The 18863-nt window shown below is 39.5% G+C and carries 14 protein-coding genes; 12 read left to right on the top strand and 2 right to left on the bottom strand.

Annotated elements, in window-relative coordinates; all coding sequences use genetic code 11:
• Window positions 1-1104 carry an ABC transporter ATP-binding protein gene (locus tag IAE53_RS03270; protein ID WP_148424283.1) on the bottom strand — a complete coding sequence of 368 codons (1104 nt, stop codon included), beginning with the start codon at window positions 1102-1104 and terminating at the stop codon, window positions 1-3.
• 352 nt (window positions 1105-1456) lie between these two features.
• Between IAE53_RS03270 and IAE53_RS03265 the strand changes: the two genes are divergently transcribed.
• From IAE53_RS03265 to pgmB, 9 genes are all read left to right on the top strand, one after another.
• Window positions 1457-2689 carry an extracellular solute-binding protein gene (locus IAE53_RS03265; protein WP_148424282.1) on the top strand — a complete coding sequence of 411 codons (1233 nt, stop codon included), beginning with the start codon at window positions 1457-1459 and terminating at the stop codon, window positions 2687-2689.
• 61 nt (window positions 2690-2750) lie between these two features.
• Window positions 2751-4112: a carbohydrate ABC transporter permease gene (locus tag IAE53_RS03260; RefSeq protein ID WP_148424281.1), complete on the top strand. Its 1362-nt coding sequence runs from the start codon at window positions 2751-2753 to the stop codon at window positions 4110-4112.
• A 2-nt stretch (window positions 4113-4114) separates the two neighbouring features.
• Window positions 4115-4963: a sugar ABC transporter permease gene (locus tag IAE53_RS03255; protein WP_148424280.1), complete on the top strand. Its 849-nt coding sequence runs from the start codon at window positions 4115-4117 to the stop codon at window positions 4961-4963.
• A gap of 62 nt (window positions 4964-5025) precedes the next feature.
• Window positions 5026-6021, top strand: coding sequence for a LacI family DNA-binding transcriptional regulator (locus IAE53_RS03250; protein ID WP_148424279.1), 996 nt, complete (start codon window positions 5026-5028; stop codon window positions 6019-6021).
• Entirely contained in the window at window positions 6015-6971 is a 957-nt protein-coding gene (locus IAE53_RS03245) for a LacI family DNA-binding transcriptional regulator (protein WP_148424278.1), read from the top strand. The genes IAE53_RS03250 and IAE53_RS03245 overlap by 7 nt, the downstream gene beginning before the upstream one ends.
• 212 nt (window positions 6972-7183) lie before the next feature.
• Window positions 7184-8536 (top strand): SLC45 family MFS transporter, encoded by a 1353-nt coding sequence (locus tag IAE53_RS03240; protein WP_010294172.1) that lies wholly within the window; start codon window positions 7184-7186, stop codon window positions 8534-8536.
• A gap of 94 nt (window positions 8537-8630) precedes the next feature.
• The gene (locus IAE53_RS03235) at window positions 8631-10889 is read left to right on the top strand and encodes a glycoside hydrolase family 65 protein (RefSeq protein WP_200135948.1); all 2259 of its coding nucleotides are present in this window, start codon (window positions 8631-8633) and stop codon (window positions 10887-10889) included.
• Window positions 10890-10945: 56 nt separating this feature from the next.
• On the top strand, window positions 10946-11929 hold the full coding sequence (locus IAE53_RS03230) for an aldose epimerase family protein (protein WP_148424276.1): 984 nt from the start codon (window positions 10946-10948) through the stop codon (window positions 11927-11929).
• A gap of 2 nt (window positions 11930-11931) precedes the next feature.
• On the top strand, window positions 11932-12603 hold the full coding sequence (gene pgmB, locus IAE53_RS03225; RefSeq protein ID WP_148424275.1) for a beta-phosphoglucomutase: 672 nt from the start codon (window positions 11932-11934) through the stop codon (window positions 12601-12603).
• Window positions 12604-12654: 51 nt separating this feature from the next.
• On the opposite strand, the gene IAE53_RS03220 is transcribed toward pgmB, so the two are convergent.
• On the bottom strand, window positions 12655-13647 hold the full coding sequence (locus IAE53_RS03220) for a LacI family DNA-binding transcriptional regulator (RefSeq protein WP_148424274.1): 993 nt from the start codon (window positions 13645-13647) through the stop codon (window positions 12655-12657).
• A 116-nt stretch (window positions 13648-13763) separates the two neighbouring features.
• On the opposite strand from IAE53_RS03220, the gene IAE53_RS03215 reads away from it, so the two are divergent.
• From IAE53_RS03215 to IAE53_RS03205, 3 genes are all read left to right on the top strand, one after another.
• Window positions 13764-15440, top strand: coding sequence for an alpha-glucosidase (locus IAE53_RS03215; protein ID WP_200135947.1), 1677 nt, complete (start codon window positions 13764-13766; stop codon window positions 15438-15440).
• Window positions 15441-15510: 70 nt separating this feature from the next.
• Window positions 15511-16854 carry an SLC45 family MFS transporter gene (locus IAE53_RS03210; protein WP_200135946.1) on the top strand — a complete coding sequence of 448 codons (1344 nt, stop codon included), beginning with the start codon at window positions 15511-15513 and terminating at the stop codon, window positions 16852-16854.
• A gap of 15 nt (window positions 16855-16869) precedes the next feature.
• A complete protein-coding gene (locus tag IAE53_RS03205; RefSeq protein WP_200135945.1) occupies window positions 16870-18552 on the top strand; it encodes an alpha-glucosidase in 1683 nt (560 codons plus the stop codon).
• Window positions 18553-18863: the final 311 nt, after the last annotated feature.

The raw sequence follows: 18863 nt of genomic DNA, 5'->3' as shown, positions 1-18863 counted from the left end.
TTAGACAATACGCTGTGTCGTATCGGCATCAAAAAAGTGTCCTTTATTAGTGTTAATAGCGAGTTCGACTGAGACACCAGGTTGATTGTAATCGCGGGCATTGACGCGAGCAATCAGTTGTTGTGAACCAACTTGCGTATACAACATTGAATCGGCGCCCATTAGTTCTGCAATGGTAACAGTTGCTGTTACTTTACTTTCGGGATAGGTGTCAAGTGCTACTTGCTCGGAGTGAATATCTTCCGGTCGGACACCAAAGACAACTTGTTTGCCTTCGTAGCCACGGGCAGTGAGTTGTTTAGCCATACCAAGCGGAATTTTCAGAGTAAAGCCATCTTTTGTGGTCAATATATCATGACTGAACTGGCCAGAAATCATATTCATTGATGGCATACCAATGAATGTGGCAACAAAAATGTTAGCAGGTTCATTGTAGAGTTCTTGCGGTGTACCGACTTGTTGAATGTCACCGTGGTCGATAATAACAATGCGATCAGCCAGTGTCATAGCTTCTGTCTGGTCATGTGTCACATAAATAGTAGTGGCACCAATTCGCTTGTGAATCTTAGTGATTTCTGCTCTAATTTCAACACGTAATTTTGCATCGAGGTTAGATAGTGGTTCATCCATTAACAAAATTTTCGCATCGCGAACGATTGCGCGACCCATTGCCACACGTTGTCTTTGACCACCAGATAAATCAGCGGGTTTGCGATCGAGATAGTCTTCAATGCCAAGAATTTTTGCTGCTTCTTGAACACGTTTTGTGATTTCTGCTTTGGGCACTTTTCTTAATTTGAGACCGAAAGCGATATTATCAAACACGCTCATATGTGGGTAGAGGGCATAGTTTTGAAAAACCATCGCAATATCTCGGTCCTTAGGTGGAACATCATTCATTAATTTATTGTCAATGAAAAATTCGCCACCAGATATTTCTTCCAAGCCGGCGATCATACGTAAAACAGTTGATTTACCAGAACCAGACGGACCGACAAACACGATAAACTCTTTATCGTGAATTTGAAGATTATAATCTGCCACAGATGGGGTGGACATGTGTGGATATGTTTTATTGATGTGTTCCAAACGAATTTCAGCCATTTTTTCTTCCTCGTATTTTAATATTGGTTATCGCAACTATAAAAATGATAGCGCTTACATGAATTAGATTAGCATATTTAAAAATAAATGCAAGCGTTTCCACAAAAGTGTTATACCAAATTTTATATGCTTGTGAAAAATGTGATTAATTCAATAATAAAATCATAGATAATTCATACTTAATAAAAAAATACTTCTTTATATGCTCAATTATTATCAATAAAAATATCATAGCTTGTCTAGACCAATTCATAAAAAATAAAAATGTAAGCGCTTGCATTACTTGGATAAATGTTTTATGATGATTGCGTAATCAAAAATACAAAGAGAATTTTTCTGGAGGAAAAACATCATGAGAAAAATGATGAGCGTGACGACTGGCGCAATGGTAACATTGCTGACGGCTTCAACTGCCGTTGGATTATTGAGTGTTTCACTTGATACCCCAACAGTAAGTGCTGCCAAGACGAAAAAGTTGAAGTTGTGGGTAGATACAAGTACAAAACCAACTTATGTTCAAGCTGTCAAAGATTTTGAAAAAGCGAATCCTAGTATCAAGGTGACTATTAAGTACACAAGCTCAACTGATGCATTAAAGAATTTGCAAAAGGATCCATCAGCTGCTGCAGATGTATTCATGTTTCCGCATGATCAAATCGGTTCGCTAGCTTCACAGGGATTAATTTATCAAAATACTAAATATGCCAAGAGCCTTAAATCAACGCAAATTTCTAATGCAATGAAAGGGGCAACCTATAAGGGCAAGGTGTATGGTTATCCTTACGGTATTGAGTCACAAGTCTTGTATTATAACAAAACGCAACTTGGCAGTGATGATATTAAATCTTGGACTAGTTTGACATCTAAGGGAAAAGTGGGAACTAATTTAGCATCAGCTGGTGCTAACTACATTTTCTCACCACTGTTCTACACTGCCGGAGATACGTTGTATGGTGCTAATGGTGAAAAAGCAAAAGGCACAAATATCGACAACAAAAAAGGTGTGTCCGTTTTGAAGTGGATGAAAGCTCAAAAAGACAATCCTGGCGTTGTTCAAGCCAGCACGAACACATTGAGTCTGCTACAATCAGGCAAAATTTCGGCAACTTTGTCTGGTCCATGGTCATACAATGACTATAAAAAAGCCTTAGGGGACAACTTAGGCATTGCACCATATCCAACAGTTGACTTGGGTTCAGGTGAAAAACAGATGCAGGCGTTCTTGGGTGTTAAGTTATTCGGTGTTAAGCAAGATACTAAGCAGCCTTTGGCAGCGATGAAATTAGCGAAATACTTATCAAGTGATAAGGTACAAGAGCTAGGATTCAAAAATTCGCACTACATTCCATCATCTAAAAAAGTTCAAGCCTCTCAAGATATTCAAAATGATGCGCTTGCAAAGGCGGTTGTTGATATGTCGAAGAAAGGTTATTCAACACCAATGCCTAAATCACCGGCCATGGCTAATTTCTGGACATCAGCTGATGCCTTGTTTAACGACACATACAAGGGCAAGATTTCAGACAGTCAAATGTTGCCAAAGCTAACCACTCTGGTTAAAAATGCCTCAAAATCAGTTAAATAAAAGTAAAGCAGTGAGTGGCTATCACTCACTGTGTACATACTTATGAAGGATGGAAAGAAAGATGTTTAAAAGAAAAAAGCATTCGACTTTTGAAGCGCATATACCACTAACAAAGTTATTTAAAAAAGCAGATGGTGCAACTAAGGCTTCTTATATTATTATGGGAGCTGCCAACATTGCCAATAAGCAATATCTCAAAGGATTCATCTTTTTATTACTAGAAATATCTTGGGTGGCGTGGTTATTCACGACAGGATTAAAAGCTTATCACAACATGATAACGCTGGGAACACATGCACAGGGTTTGGTTTATGACAAAAAGTTAGGGATTTCTGTATTAAAAGCGGGTGATAATTCGATGCTTTTGCTACTATGGGGTATGCTAGCTGTCATTATTACGGTACTGTTTATTCTCTTATATCGTGCTAATTTGGGATCGGCGCGTAAAATATGGGAATTGAAACAAGCCGGTGAGACACTGCCAACGTTGAAGCAAGACTTAGCGTCCTTGCTTGACGAAAAAATGCATGTGACTTTGATGGCAATTCCGATGACAGGTGTTTTGTTCTTTACCATTTTGCCATTGATTTATATGATTGCGATCGCTTTTACATCATACGATCACAACCACTTGCCACCCAAAAATTTATTTAGTTGGGTCGGATTTGCGAATTTTGGTAATGTTATTTCAGGGCAAATGGCCAATACCTTTTTCCCAGTATTGGCTTGGACGTTAATTTGGGCTGTTGCAGCAACAGTAACCTCATTTTTCTTTGGCGTTATCTTGGCGATGATGATCAATGCTAAGGGCATCAAGGGTAAAAAAGTTTTTCGAACTATCTTTATTTTAACGATGGCGATTCCAGCCTTCATTAGTTTGCTGATTATGAACAATATGTTTGCTGACGGCGGACTAGTTAACACATTATTGATCAACTCTGGTCTGATTAAAACATCGTTACCATTTTTCACAAATCCATTGTTTGCCAAGTTTACAATTATTGTTGTCAACTTATGGATTGGTATTCCAGCTACAATGTTGGTGACAACGGGGATCTTACAAAATCAATCCGAAGAACAAATTGAAGCAGCAGAAATTGATGGCGCTAATAAATTTCAAATTTTCAAGTCAATCACATTTCCGCAAATTGTGTTTGTGATGGCACCGAGTTTGATTCAACAGTTCATTGGTAATGTGAACAATTTTAACGTGATTTACTTGTTAACAGGTGGTGGACCAGCTAATTCTAATTATTACGGCGCTGGATCAACAGATTTGCTGATTACTTGGTTGTACAATTTAACTTTGAATACTGCTGATTATAACTTAGCTTCGGTAATTGGTATCTTAATCTTCATTTTGTCCGCAACATTCTCGTTGATTGCTTATAAGAGAATATCAAATTCTGGAATGGAGGCATAGCAATGCATAGTTTAAAAGGCGTAAAACGCCGTAATACAATGATTTTGTATCTATTATTGACTGTCATGGCAATTATTTGGGTCGTGCCCATTCTCTGGATTATATTGACTAGTTTCCGTGGCGAGGGTGGCGCGTTTGTAAACTATTTTTGGCCAAAAACCTACACCTTTCATAATTACGTACAACTTTTTACCAACTCACAATATCCTTTTGGTCGCTGGTTCTTGAATACGTTATTTGTGTCGATTGTGAGCGGCTTTATTTCCACAGCTTTAGTGTTAGCAATGGCATACTCATTGAGTCGCTTACGATTTAAGTTAAAGGGTCCTTTTTTGAAGGTTGCCTTAGTTTTGAACATGTTTCCGGGCTTTATGGCAATGTTTGCTATCTATTACATTTTGAAAGCAGCTGGGTTAACGCAAAGTTTATTCGCCCTAATATTAGTTTATGTATCTGGCGCTGGTTTGGGATTTTACATCCAAAAAGGATTTTTTGATACGATTCCGTATTCATTGGATGAAAGTGCCATGTTAGATGGGGCAACTAAATGGCAAATTTTCACCAAAATTACATTGCCATTATCTAAACCAATCATTGTCTTTACGGCATTGACAGCTTTTACTGGTCCATGGATGGATTTCATTTTTGCTCAGGTTATTATGGGTGACAATGTTAAAAATTATACAGTTGCAATCGGATTATATTCGATGATGACTAAAGAGACGGCCAATTCATTATTCATGAGTTTCGCTGCGGGGGCAGTGATTATTGCAATTCCAATTACGATTTTGTTTATTGTGTTGCAACGATTCTACGTTTCTGGTGTGACAAGTGGCTCGGTCAAAGGTTAAAAAAGATTGGGGCGTCAGTCCCAATCTTTTTCATGTTAAAATAACGTGTACAGGAGGTCGCTATGGTAACAATACAAGATATTGCAAATAAATCCGGAGTTGCTATTTCAACGGTTTCGCGCGCGTTGGCTGATTCACCGAAAATTAGTGTTAAAACAAAGGAACGTATTAAAAAACTTGCACAAGATATGGGCTATACGCCAAATTTTGCTGCACGGAACTTAACACAGCGTGAAAGCAACACGGTAGGGGTTGTTTTTCAACCACAAGCTGCAGGTAGTGCTGAAAATGATTTTGCCATGCAATTACTATTTGGGATTAATTCTCAACTTGTTGCGCGACAATACTTATTGACTACTGCGACGGGCAGCAATTGGTCTGAAGTCTACAATGCCGTTAAAATGATGGTGGAAGCTGGACAAGTTCGCCGTTTTATACTACTTTACACTGTTGAAAATGATCCGATTTCTGAATTATTACGAGAAAACAACGCCCGTGTTGTTGTTACAGGTGAACCCGAGCAAGCTAATGATGTTTTATATGTTGATAATGATAATCGCCGAGCTGGTGAAGAGGCAACTAGGCAGCTAGTTGACCAGTTTAATCTAAAAGCACCACTCTTTGTTCGTACGTTGGCTGATTGGCGTTATGAGCGAAATCGTGAAATCGGCTTTCATATTGCACAACCAGACGGTCAAGTCTTATCATTACCAATTGATTTTCAAGCGCAAAAACAGGTATTGGAAAGTTATTTCGAATTGCACCACGAAATTGACGGCATTATTGCTAGTGATGACAAAATCGGCTATCTGGCACGTATTCAGGCGCAAGCGCATTTGCCCACACATCCAAAATTGCCAACGATAGCTTTTAATCGTTCTGAATATGCACGACTGGGTGGTAAGGACTTTTACTCAGTTGATGTATTACCACGTAGCTTGGGCAGTGAAGCGGTCCGATTATTGTTTAACGATCAGCGTTCTGTGCTGGAGCAAACTAAGGCAACAAGCGTGATTGTGCCGTATCGTTTACCTGAATTTGGTGATGAGACATGGTGAATTTAAGCGATGTTGCGCGAAAGGCGCATGTTTCAAAAATGACAGTTAGCCGTGTAATTAATCATCCAGATCAAGTATCACCTGAACTGATGACATTAGTACAACAAGCAATTGAAGCCGTCGGCTATGTGCCGAACCAAGTCGCACGGGCATTGGTCAACCAACGCCATTATGTCATTCGTTTCTTACTTTTAGAAGATGTTGCAACAGTTGAACCGAATTATGCCAAATTATTGATTCGATTAGCTCATAATTTACAACAAAAAGGCTACACACTAGAAATTAGCTTAGATATTACGGCAGAGACACAAAGTATTGACGGGATAATTGTCAGCGGTTGGCGACAAGAAGATTTATTAAAATTACAAACGCTTGATGTGCCAGTGACACTTTATGGCGCAGCGCCACCAAATTGTCCCTTATCGTCTGTTGACGTGGATAATCGAGCAGGGATTGAAAAAGCGACTGAATATATGTGGCGGCAGGGATATCGTGATATTTATTATATTGGTTTATCGTTAGATTTACCTTTTGCTAAGCAACGTGAAGCTGGGTATCGAGCAGTTATGGCACAAAAAGGCGGTCGTGTTAACGTTTATCAAACTGAAAATCATGCCCACTTAGCGGATACGCTAGTAACGAACTTAATGCACAATTTCGAATTACCAACTGCGATTGTTTGTGCGACTGATCGGATTGCACTTGGTGTGTTGCGTGCTGTTCAGCGTGTTTATCATATTCCGCGTGAATGTGGCGTAATCGGATTTGATGGTGTGTTCATTGATCAGCTGACTCAACCGCAATTAACTACTGTGAGACAACCGTTTGCCTTAATTGCTGAAAAAATTGTCACACAAATTATTTCTCAGATTGAATCAGAAAACACCTTAGAAGCAGAAAATACCAGCATTTTACCAGATATAGTTGTTCGAGAAACAACAAGTTTGTGATGATGTTACCGTTAACATTGTGCAAACGCTTCCATTAATTATCAAAATGTTTTATACTATAAAATGTAAACGGTTACATGATTTTGATGTTCAAAAATATGTGTCTGATTTCTAATGAAGAAAATACAGTTTCATCACGAATTGTTCATAGAAATGGTGCATGATTAGAGCAAACAAGTTATGTTTCAAAATAATTTTTGGAGGAAGTAATTATGGCAGATAAGAAAAAAGGGCAGGGGTTGCCAAACTTGCCGCTAAGCACCATTTGGATGCTGAGTTTTGGATTTTTGGGCGTGCAGATGGCGTTTTCATTGCAGAGTTCCCAAATGGGACGTATTTTTCAGACATTGGGTGCTGATCCCACTAAGTTAGGATTTTTCTTCATCCTACCACCATTGGCAGGGTTGTTTGTTCAACCACTAGTTGGTTATTTCTCAGATCGCACTTGGACAAAGCGCTTTGGTCGTCGAATGCCTTATCTATTGGTTGGCGCTCTGGTGTCAGTTATCGTGATGTTCTTGTTGCCTAATTCAGGTAGTTTTGGTTTTTCAACTACTGCTGGTTTGTGGTTTGGAGCGATTACAATTTTGTTCATGGATTTGAGCTCTAATGTTGCAATGCAACCTTTCAAGATGGTTGTTGGTGACATGGTTAATGAAGACCAAAAGTCATACGCATACTCAATCCAAAGTTTCTTATCTAATACAGGGTCTGTGTTGGCAACCATTTTTCCATTCTTGCTGACAGCCATTGGTGTTGCTAATACAGCACCTAAAGGTCAGGTGCCAGCCTCTGTGATTATTTCATTCTATGTTGGTGCGATTGTCTTAGTTGTCTTTTCACTGATTGCAGTCTTTAACGTGAAAGAATACGATGATGCCACTTATGAGCTATATCATGGCTATGCTTTGAATACACCAGATGATGGTGAAGGTGGCTTCTTGACTTTGTTAAAGCGTGCACCAAAAACATTTTGGATGGTTACTTTGACTCAGTTCTTCTGCTGGATGGCATTCCAATATTTGTGGACATACGGTACTGGTGCTGTGGCAGACAATATTTTCCACGCAACTGATCCAACAACGGCTGGTTACCAAAATGGTGGAAACTGGTTTGGTATCATGTCAGCGGTTTATGCGATTGCAGCCGTCGTGTGGTCGCTGGTATTATCAAAGATTCCAGCAAACAAAAACAAAACAGGTTATGCTTTGTCACTATTTTTGGGGGCAATCGGGTTCACATCAGTGTTCTTTATTCACTCACAGTATTTGTTGATTGGTTCATTTATTTTAATCGGTATTTCATGGGCAGGTATGATGGCATATCCATTTATTATGGTAACCAACGCATTGCCTGGTGATCACATGGGTACTTATCTAGGATTGTTTAACGGTTCAATTTGTTTACCACAAATTGTAGCCTCGGTTGCTAGTTTTGCACTATTTCCTGCACTTGGTTCACATTTCCCATCAATGATTTTGGTATCAGGAATCTTAATGTTAATTGGTGCAGTCAGTGTTGGGTTTATCAATGAAATTCACAGTAATCCAGTAGATGCACAATAATGGCTAACGCTTCGGCGTTAATATGTGCGATCAGTCGTCGTAGATATTAGCGCTGAAGCTAAGCATTAGAAAAATTGAAGAGGTAGAAAGTCTTATGAAACGAATTTTTGAAGTTGATCCTTGGACAGTTACATCACATGATTTGAATCCCGAAGATAAACGTCTCCAAGAATCTATGACGAGTTTGGGCAACGAATACATGGGCATGCGTGGCATGTTCGAAGAAGTCTATTCCGGTGACACACATCAAGGAATTTACGTTGGTGGTGTTTGGTTCCCAGATAAAACACGTGTCGGTTGGTGGAAAAATGGTTATCCACTTTACTTTGGAAAAGCTATCAATGCGCTAAACTATGTCAAAGCAGACATTTACGTTGATGGCAATCAAGTTGATTTAGCTAAGAATGACGTGACTGATTTTGAAGTATCATTGGATATGAAAAATGGTGTTTTGAATCGAACATTTACTGTGTTTGGCGTGACGTTTAAAATCACGCGCTTAGTTTCAGCAGCAGTTAAGGAACTAGCAGATATTCACTATGACTTATCATCTGCCGATGGTCAAGCGCACAAAATTCGTTTTGATGCTAGTATTGATGCTGACGTTGTCAATGAAGATTCAAATTATGATGAGAAGTTTTGGCAAGTTTTAGACGCAGGTAATGACACTGATTCATCATTTATCGCTACGCAAACGATTGAAAATCCGTTTGGTGTGCCACAATTTACAGTTGTTGCCCGTCAGAGCTTTGTTGGCGGTGAAAAGCATGGTGTGAACCGCTCTGAAAAAGAAGTGACTGATAACTTTGACATTGAAGTACCAGCTAAAAGTTCAGTTAGTTTTGAAAAGCGCGTGATTGTGACAACTTCACGTGATTATGACGGCCTAGCTCAAGTGATTAAAGCAGGTGAAACGCTAACTGCGGATCTTGCCGCACAAACATACGACGACATATACACAGCACATGCGCAAGAATGGGCTAATCGTTGGGAAAAAGCTGATGTTCAAATTGAAGGAGATGATGCGGCGCAGCAAGGTATTCGCTTCAACCTATTCCAGTTATTCTCAACTTACTATGGTAATGATCCACGCTTGAATATCGGACCAAAAGGTTTCACTGGCGAGAAGTACGGTGGTGCCACGTATTGGGACACCGAAGCATTTGCCATTCCTGTTTACCTTGGTGTTGCTGATCCGTCTGTGACCCGTTCATTGCTACAATATCGTTTTGATCAGTTGGATGGTGCATTCCACAATGCCAAAGAGCAAGGCTTAAAGGGTGCTTTGTACCCAATGGTGACCTTTGATGGTATTGAGTCACACAACGAGTGGGAAATTACTTTTGAAGAAATTCACCGTAATTCGACAATTGCTTATGCGATTTATAATTATACAAATATCACGGGAGATCACTCATGGCTTGACGGTGATGGCGCACAAGTTTTGTATAATATCGCACGCTTCTGGGCAGATCGTGTCCACTATTCTGCCCGAAACGATAAATACATGATTCATGGTGTCACGGGTCCCAACGAGTATGAAAACAATGTTAATAACAATTTCTATACAAATTGGATGGCAAAATGGGTTTTGCAATACTCACTTGAACACTACGATGAAATTAATGCTGATGAAAAAGCTAAGTTGGCTTTGACAGATGAAGAATTAACAAAGTGGCAAGAAATTGTTGATAAAATGTATTTGCCAGAGGCTGATGTTGAAACCAAGACAGGTAAAAAGCATATCTTTGTTCAACACGATACATTCTTGGATAAAGATTTGACTCCAATCGCTGATATGCCACAAGATATTCGTCCAATTAACCAAAACTGGTCATGGGATCGTATTTTGCGCTCACCATATATTAAGCAATCTGATACATTACACGCCATGTTCTATTTCCCAGACGCGTTTACAGAAGAAGAAAAGCGTAACAACTTTGAATTCTATGAACCATTGACAGTGCATGAGTCATCATTGTCGCCATCTGTTCACTCAATTTTGGCTGCTGACTTACAAATGGAAGATAAAGCAGTTGAAATGTACGAACGTGCGGCCCGTTTGGACTTAGATAATTATAATAATGACACGTCAGATGGTTTGCATATAACCGCTATGACAGGTTCATGGTTAGCGATTGTGCAAGGATTTGCTGGCATGCGTGTTCGTGATGGCAAACTCCACTTGAAGCCATTCTTACCAAAGAATTGGACAAAATATGCTTTCCGTTTGGTATTCCGAGGTCATGTTTTGGAAGTGTCAGTTGATAGTCAAGGTGCACATGTTGACTTGATTTCAGGTGAACCATTAGTGATTGACCTATTAGGAAAAGATGTCGAATTGACAAAGTAATAAGCATGATGATGAGCGAGTGATCGCTCATTTGCTGTATAGCAGGAAAGGATATCATGAAAGTAGTAGAGAAGGATTTTGGACAATTACCCGACGGAAAAGTTGTGACGGCGTTTACCCTAGAAAATATCAATCACACACAGATTACTGCGATTTCATACGGGGCAACTTGGCAGTCATTTTCCGTTGAACGTGATGGTGTCAAACAAGAATTATTAGTACAATTTGATGATTTAGCCGCGTATTTAGATAATCCATTCCATTTTGGAAACACAATTGGTCGTGTTGGTGGCCGTCTATCAAAAACTGATTATGATATTGAGGGTGCACATTTTACATTAACACCAAATGATCATGGCAATGTTTTACACTCTGGCATTAATGGCTTTGATGCGGTTAATTGGCACGGTGAAGCAAGAAATTTGGGTACAGCGGCGGAAATTAATTTTACACGTACCTTTGATGATGAATTCGCCGGACAATTAGCTGCCCAAGTGACCTATCGATTGGACGATGAAGATCGTTTAGACATTATATTTAGTGGCGTTTCAACCGAGAATACATTGTTCAATCCAATGACGCATGTCTACTTTAATTTAGTTGGTAAGGATCAAGATATCAGTCAGCATAAATTACAAATTGCATCACGTCAACATCTTGAAGTTGATAATCACACGATTCCAACCGGTAACGTGATTGATAATCAAAATACAAAATTTGATTTTGCGCATTTGCACGTCTTGGGACAAGAGCATTATGATGATGCTTGGGTATTAGATCCAAGCCGTCAAGGAGAGGGAGTAGGACTAACTTCACCCGATGAAAGTTTGACCTTGACAGTGGATTCAGATCGCAATGGTGTTGTTGTATTCACTGCCAATCCTGACGATAGCAGTGACATTAAAACAGCGCTTGCTATTGAGATGCAGACTTTACCTGATGCGGTTAATCATGAAGGTTTTGGTGATATTGTTTTGCCAGCAAACGAAACAAAAACTTATACTGTAACTTACCAAATTAAAAAAAATGAGGATAAATAAAAATGACTAAATTTTCAGATATTAAAGGTTTTGCCTTTGATTTAGATGGGGTTATTGCTGATACGGCGCGTTTCCATGGCGAAGCTTGGCATCAAACAGCTGATGAGGTTGGCACAACTTGGACACCAGAATTGGCTGAAGGTTTGAAGGGCATCAGTCGCATGGCTTCCTTGCAAATGATTTTGGATGCTGGGGATCATGCCGATGATTTTTCTCAAGCAGATAAAGAAGCATTAGCAGAAAAGAAAAATCATAATTATCAACAACTCATTTCAACATTGACTGAAGATGATATTTTACCTGGCATGAAAGATTTCATTCAATCAGCTAAGGCAGCCGGCTATACAATGTCGGTGGCATCAGCTTCTAAAAACGCACCAATGATTCTAGATCATTTGGGATTGACCAAGTATTTTGTTGGCATTGTTGATCCAGCCACTTTGACAAAGGGAAAACCTGATCCTGAAATCTTCGTTCGTGCTGCGGAAGTCTTACATTTAAATCCAGAAAATGTTATTGGATTGGAAGATTCAGCTGCTGGTATTGTGTCAATCAATGGCGCAGGTGAGACATCACTAGCCATTGGTAACGCAGATGTTTTGTCAGGAGCGGACTTGAATTTTGAGTCTACTTCAGAAGTGACCTTAGCAAATATTGAAGCTAAAATGCAATAGATAACTAAAAAGAGTGTCAGTGTTTTTATGCACTGACACTCTTTTGTTATTCTAATTAATGTTTGCCACAGTATCGCCTTGCTTGAGTGTGATATCAGTAAAAATGATGGTATGCGGCGAGAGGTTTTGATCGGCGAGAGTCGTAATAGCTAATTCTCCCATTTGTGCAAAGTTTTGCTGCGCAGCTGTTAGGATAGGACGGGTTAATTGGGTTAGTTCTGTCCCATCAATGGTCACAATTGATAAATCATCTGGGACGGCAATACCAGCATCTTTCGCCCCATTGAGTAATCCGATACTGATAATGTCTGCTGAGCCAATTGCAGCCGTGAATGGCAGGGGATTGCCAAATTTTTTGATGGCATCTAAACCAGTTTGGTAGGCGTTTTCAACACCCCAAATGAAATCGGGATTATAAGTAATCCCATGATCTAGCAACGCATCAATAAACCCTTTTCGTCGTAAAATAGCGACAATCGGATCTGGATTGGAAGCTCCGATTAAGGCCATTTTGCGATGTCCCTGATTGTATAAATAATCCACGATAGTATGCATCATGTCATAGTTATCGGAGGAAATAGAGGGAATCACATTATTGAGTTGGTTAGAGACACTCAGCAAACTCACGTCAGCCTTTGTTAAGACCTCAAAAACAGGTTCCTCGATATCAATGGCTAACATGACAACCGCTAATAATTGCCGAGAAAGCAATGATTTAACAGTTTTGATTTGCTGCTGGCTGTCTGTTTCAACGAAAGCAATTAATAATTCATAACCTAGTTCGAAAGCCTTTGTTTGCATACCTTTAATGATTTCATCAGCAAAGTTAGTGTGCGTGGTTGGTACCAATACACCGATGACGCGACTTTCTTTTTGTGATAAATCGGCGGCCGATTGATTTTTATAGTATCCCATTTCGTGGGCTAATTGTCGAACGCGTTGTGCGGTTGCCTCACTAAAACGCCCGCGATTAGTTAAAATTCGTGAGACGGAGGCGGCTGAAATGCCAGCTTTATTTGCAATGTCTTTGATTGTAATAGCCATAAATTATATTATAACCCAAAATAGTTTGACAAATGAAATGAAAGCGGTTACAATATTAATTGCGTAAACGTTTACTCAAATATTAAAAAGTTAATTGGAAATCATGAGGCATGATAATGAATCAAAATAAATGGTGGCAAAAAGCAACCGTCTACCAGATTTATCCGCGCAGTTTTCAGGATAGTAATGGTGATGGTGTTGGTGACATTCCGGGCATTATTCAACGACTCCCATATTTAAAAGAACTAGGGGTGCAAGTCATCTGGCTAAGTCCGATTTACCAATCACCAAATGATGATAATGGATACGATATCAGTGATTATCGCAAAATTTTACCAGAATTTGGCACGATGGCGGATGTGGATGAAATGATTACAATTGCCCATGAGTTGGGCTTAAAAATCATGATGGATTTGGTCGTCAATCACACATCTGATGAACATCAATGGTTTCAACAAAGCCGCCAGTCGCGTAATAATCCATATCGTGACTATTATATTTGGCGAGATCCCGTCGATGGACATGAACCAAATAATTGGTTGTCGGATTTTGGCGGATCAGCTTGGGCGTTTGATGAAAAAACAAAACAATACTATTTACATCTTTTCTCAAAAAAACAACCTGATTTGAATTGGGAAAATCCAGCGCTACGTGTAGCAATCTATGAAACAATGGCTTGGTGGTTGAACAAAGGGATTGATGGATTCCGAATGGATGTCATCAATCTTATCTCAAAACAAACAGGATTGCCAAATGATCCTAATGTGAACGCTGATAATCACGGATCGTCAATGACATTTGTTGCCAATGGACCAAAGGTACACCAATATTTGCAGGAAATGAATGCTAAGGTGTTGTCACGCAACGATATTATCACTGTTGGTGAAACACCAGGAGTGACAACATCAGATGCGATTCAGTATGCTGGATTTGACAGTCACGAATTACAAATGATTTTCCAATTTGAGCATACGGAGATTGATAATAGCCGTGAAGGCTTAGGAAAGTGGAGTGATGAGCGATTTAATTTAGTAGATTTGAAGCGAATTTTATCTAAATGGCAAACAGCACTGGATGGCAAAGCTTGGAACAGTCTTTATTGGAACAACCACGATCGACCACGTGTGGTATCAAGATTTGGTGATGATTCTGAAGCTTATCGCGTTGTCTCTGCAAAAATGTTAGCCACAACATTGCACTTTATGCAGGGAACGCCCTACATTTACCAAGGTGAAGAAATCGGCATGACAAATGTTGATTGGTCATCAATTTCACAATACCAAGACATTGATACTTTAAATGCCTATCAAGATTTAGTGGTTGAACAGCAACGTGTCTCACCAGAACGAATGATGACTTATATACACCATTCCTCACGTGATAATGCTCGGACGCCAATGCAGTGGGATGATAGTAATCAGGCTGGTTTTACAAAGGGAAAACCTTGGCTAGCAGTTAATTCGAATTATGAAACAATTAACGTGGCACAAGCATTAGCTGACCAACAATCCATCTTTTATTTCTACAAAAAAATTATTGCATTACGACAGCAAATGCCACTCATCACTAACGGACATTATCAGGTACTGGACATGGCAGATTCAGAAGTCTATGCTTACAAGCGAATTGGTGTTGATTCTGAATTATTAGTCATTAGTAACTTTACGAATCAAACTCAGACACGTCATTATCGATTGAACGATGGCGCGAATATGATTTTAAGTAACTATGATGATGATCATGGGGATACCTTACGACCTTATGAATCAAAAGTGTACTTTGAAGGTACATAATGGCATAAAATGTAAGCGGTTACTTTAAAGCGGCGTGTGTAAACTAAAATCACTTAAAAGGAGAGTGAATATGTTGAATAGTAAGACACAAAAAAAAGGTCAGCTCCCCATGCTGACCAGCATGCAGTTATTCTTGATGACCTTTGGTTATGCTGGTGTTCAAGTTGCATTTTCAGTGCAAACAGGTAATATGGGTCGAATCTTTCAAACGTTAGGTTCTGATCCAACAAAATTGGGATTTTTCTTCATTTTGCCACCGTTAGCGGGTATGATTGCGCAACCATTAATTGGTTTGTTCTCTGATAAAACTTGGTTGCCTAAGTTAGGTCGACGAATGCCTTATTTGATTGGCGGCTGTTTGGTTTCCCTAATTGTGTTATTGCTTTTGCCAAATACCGGATCATTTGGTTTTGGGTACGGTTCATTGACAGCGCTATGGTTTGGTGCAGTGACAGTGTTATTCATGGATCTATCGGCCAATGTCTCTATGCAACCGTTCAAGATGATTATTCCTGACATGGTTAATGAACAACAAACCGATAAGGCTTGGAGTTTGCAAAACATTTGGGGTAGCTTAGGGGGCGTGATTGCTTTCGTCTTTCCGTTTATTTTGACCTCATTTGGAGTAGCCAACACGGCTGCCCGAGGTGTTGTTCCAGATTCTGTTAAAATTTCATTTTATGTGGCAGCGGCTATTTTGTTAATTTCAACTGTCTTTACTATTATGAATGTGAAAGAATACGATCCAGAAACACTGGCTTATTACCACGGCTATGGCGCCGAAACAAAGCAGCATGAATCATTTATAACAATTCTAAAGCACGCACCAAAGGTATTTTGGACACTAGGTGTGGTTGAATTCTTTGTTTGGTTCGGTATTCCATATATGTGGACATATTCAACTGGTGCTTTGTCAGAAAATATTTGGCATGTTTCAGATCCTGCATCTGCGGGTTATCAAGCGGCTGGTAATTGGTTTGGTATTTTACAGGCTGTTTACTCAGTTGTAGCAATTTTGGTGGGAATTTTATTCCAGCGTTTGAATAATAAAACGCGTAAAGGTGCTTATTTTCTCAGCTTGATTGCTGGTGGTATTGGCTTTATTGTTGTTGCCTATGGCCATACACATCTTTCATCACTGATTGGATTCATTTTGATTGGTGTTGGTTGGATTGCGTTAATTTCTATTCCGTTTACCATCTTGACGAATGCCTTAGATGGTAAGCATGATGGCATCTATTTGGGATTGTTCAATTGCTTTATCTGCATTCCGCAAATTGTGGCGTCAGTTGCTAGTTTTGCAATTTTCCCAGCAGTGGGTAAATCAATGGCACACATGTTAGCAATTGCCGGTGTCTTCTTGATGATTGGTGGTTGCCTAATCTGGACCGTAAAAGAAGAAAATCGTAATTAAAAAAGGAGAATTATCATGACAGAAACAATAAAATGGTGGCAAAAAGCAGTTGTATATCAAGTTTATCCTAGGTCTTTTCAAGACGCTAATGGAGATGGTATCGGTGATTTACAGGGTATCGAGCAACGCCTTGATTACATTAAAAAATTAGGTGCCGATGTTGTATGGCTAAATCCTGTCTATGCATCACCAGACAAAGATAATGGTTACGATATTTCCGATTATGAAGATATCAATGCCAAATTTGGTACAATGGCTGATTTTGATCGTTTGCTAGCAAAAGCGCATGACAAGGGCATCAAAATTTTGATGGATTTGGTTGTTAATCATACCTCAGATCAGCATAAATGGTTTATTGAAAGCCGTAGTTCAAAAGATAATGATAAGCGTGATTTCTATATTTGGCGTGATCCAGTGGATGGACACGAACCTAATAACTGGGGCTCATTTTTCTCTGGGCCAGCTTGGAAATTTGATGAGGCAACAGGGCAATATTATCTACACTTATTTGTCGAAGGTCAACCTGATTTAAATTGGGTTAATCCTAAAGTACGTCAATCTGTCTTTGACATGATGAATTTCTGGGTGGATAAGGGCATCGATGGTTTCCGAATGGACGTTATTTCCCTCATTTCTAAGCCAGATGGCTTGCCTGATGGTGAAGTGCCAGAGGGGGGTGAGTATGGTAATTCGGATAAAGCCGTTGCCAACGGTCCGCATGTCCATGAATACTTGCAAGAAATGCGTCAACAAGTCTTAAACAGAGCTGATATGATGACCGTTGGTGAAGCCTCAGGTGTTGATATTGAAAATGCCGTTAAGTATGCCAATCAAGACAACTCAGAATTGAACATGGTCTTCCAATTTGAGCACATGGGGCTTGACAATAATCCTAATCCCGCGCTTGGAAAATGGTATGACAAAAAAGTTTCCCTCGTTGATTTGAAAGAAAATCTCTCAAAATGGCAGAATGATTTGGCTGGTAAAGCATGGAATTCACTTTATTGGGATAATCATGATCAACCACGTGCTGTGAGTCGTTATGGGGATGATCGTCCTGAATATCGCGTTGTATCTGCTAAAATGGTAGCCACTTTACTTCATTTCATGCAAGGCACGCCCTATGTTTATCAAGGTGAAGAAATTGGCATGACCAACGCCTATAATTTGCAACGTGATGATTTTGATGATGTTGAAATTAAAAATGCTTTCAAATACTTGATTGATAAAGATCACTTAACTTATGAAGCAACCATGCTGAAGTATGTGCATGCTAAAGGTCGTGATAACGCTCGTACACCAATGCAGTGGGACGATAGTAAAAATGCGGGCTTCACAACCGGCACGCCATGGTTAAAGATGAATGATAATTATGACACCATTAATGCCAAAGCAGCATTAGCAGACTTAAATTCAACATTCTATTACTATCAAAAGCTCATTCGCTTACGCCACGAATTACCAATCATAACGACAGGCACATACGAATTGTTGGATCCTGAAGACGAACAAGTTTACGCTTACCGTCGTGTTGGTCAAAATGAGTCGTTATTGGTAATCAATAACTTCACCAGCGAAACGTTGACGCGTGACTATCATGTGCCAGATAACGCGTCAGTCCTCATTAGTAATTATGGGGATGACGCTTTGACAACACTTCGTCCTTATGAAGCAAAAGTATATCGTTATGATAAGTAATTTTGTCTTGTAATTGGCTTGACTTTGAGGTGAGATAACTATATCATTAAGGCATATATTAAAGCCGATGAATTGGAAAAATTACGGTCTGGACCATCAGAAATTTTGCGGGTGATGCAAGCAAAACGATGACGTAATTTGTGACACCTTGGAGGACACTGTTGTATAAGGCAGTGCGTGGTAGCGCGATAAGCAATCTAAGTGATGTGTATGCATCAACATCTAAGGTGGTACCGTGCAATTGCGCCCTTAACGAATAATCGTTGAGGGTGCTTTTTCAGTTTTAATGTCAAAATAAAGAAGGAGTCCAA

It is taken from the genome of Leuconostoc sp. S50 (assembly GCF_016624925.1).
In the GTDB taxonomy this organism is placed as follows: domain Bacteria; phylum Bacillota; class Bacilli; order Lactobacillales; family Lactobacillaceae; genus Leuconostoc; species Leuconostoc pseudomesenteroides.
Note: the sequence above shows the minus strand (reverse complement) of the source record. Positions and strands in the feature narration are given on the sequence as shown.

Bases quoted from the DNA above. Each gene is read 5' to 3' on its own strand.
- IAE53_RS03245 (WP_148424278.1), top strand. From the start codon at position 6,015: ATGGTGAATTTAAGCGATGTTGCGCGAAAGGCGCATGTTTCAAAAATG.
- pgmB (WP_148424275.1), top strand. From the start codon at position 11,932: ATGACTAAATTTTCAGATATTAAAGGTTTTGCCTTTGATTTAGATGGG.
- IAE53_RS03270 (WP_148424283.1), bottom strand. From the start codon at position 1,104: ATGGCTGAAATTCGTTTGGAACACATCAATAAAACATATCCACACATG.
- IAE53_RS03260 (WP_148424281.1), top strand. From the start codon at position 2,751: ATGTTTAAAAGAAAAAAGCATTCGACTTTTGAAGCGCATATACCACTA.
- IAE53_RS03255 (WP_148424280.1), top strand. From the start codon at position 4,115: ATGCATAGTTTAAAAGGCGTAAAACGCCGTAATACAATGATTTTGTAT.
- IAE53_RS03265 (WP_148424282.1), top strand. From the start codon at position 1,457: ATGAGAAAAATGATGAGCGTGACGACTGGCGCAATGGTAACATTGCTG.
- IAE53_RS03215 (WP_200135947.1), top strand. From the start codon at position 13,764: ATGAATCAAAATAAATGGTGGCAAAAAGCAACCGTCTACCAGATTTAT.
- IAE53_RS03205 (WP_200135945.1), top strand. From the start codon at position 16,870: ATGACAGAAACAATAAAATGGTGGCAAAAAGCAGTTGTATATCAAGTT.
- IAE53_RS03250 (WP_148424279.1), top strand. From the start codon at position 5,026: ATGGTAACAATACAAGATATTGCAAATAAATCCGGAGTTGCTATTTCA.
- IAE53_RS03240 (WP_010294172.1), top strand. From the start codon at position 7,184: ATGGCAGATAAGAAAAAAGGGCAGGGGTTGCCAAACTTGCCGCTAAGC.
- IAE53_RS03230 (WP_148424276.1), top strand. From the start codon at position 10,946: ATGAAAGTAGTAGAGAAGGATTTTGGACAATTACCCGACGGAAAAGTT.
- IAE53_RS03210 (WP_200135946.1), top strand. From the start codon at position 15,511: ATGTTGAATAGTAAGACACAAAAAAAAGGTCAGCTCCCCATGCTGACC.
- IAE53_RS03220 (WP_148424274.1), bottom strand. From the start codon at position 13,647: ATGGCTATTACAATCAAAGACATTGCAAATAAAGCTGGCATTTCAGCC.
- IAE53_RS03235 (WP_200135948.1), top strand. From the start codon at position 8,631: ATGAAACGAATTTTTGAAGTTGATCCTTGGACAGTTACATCACATGAT.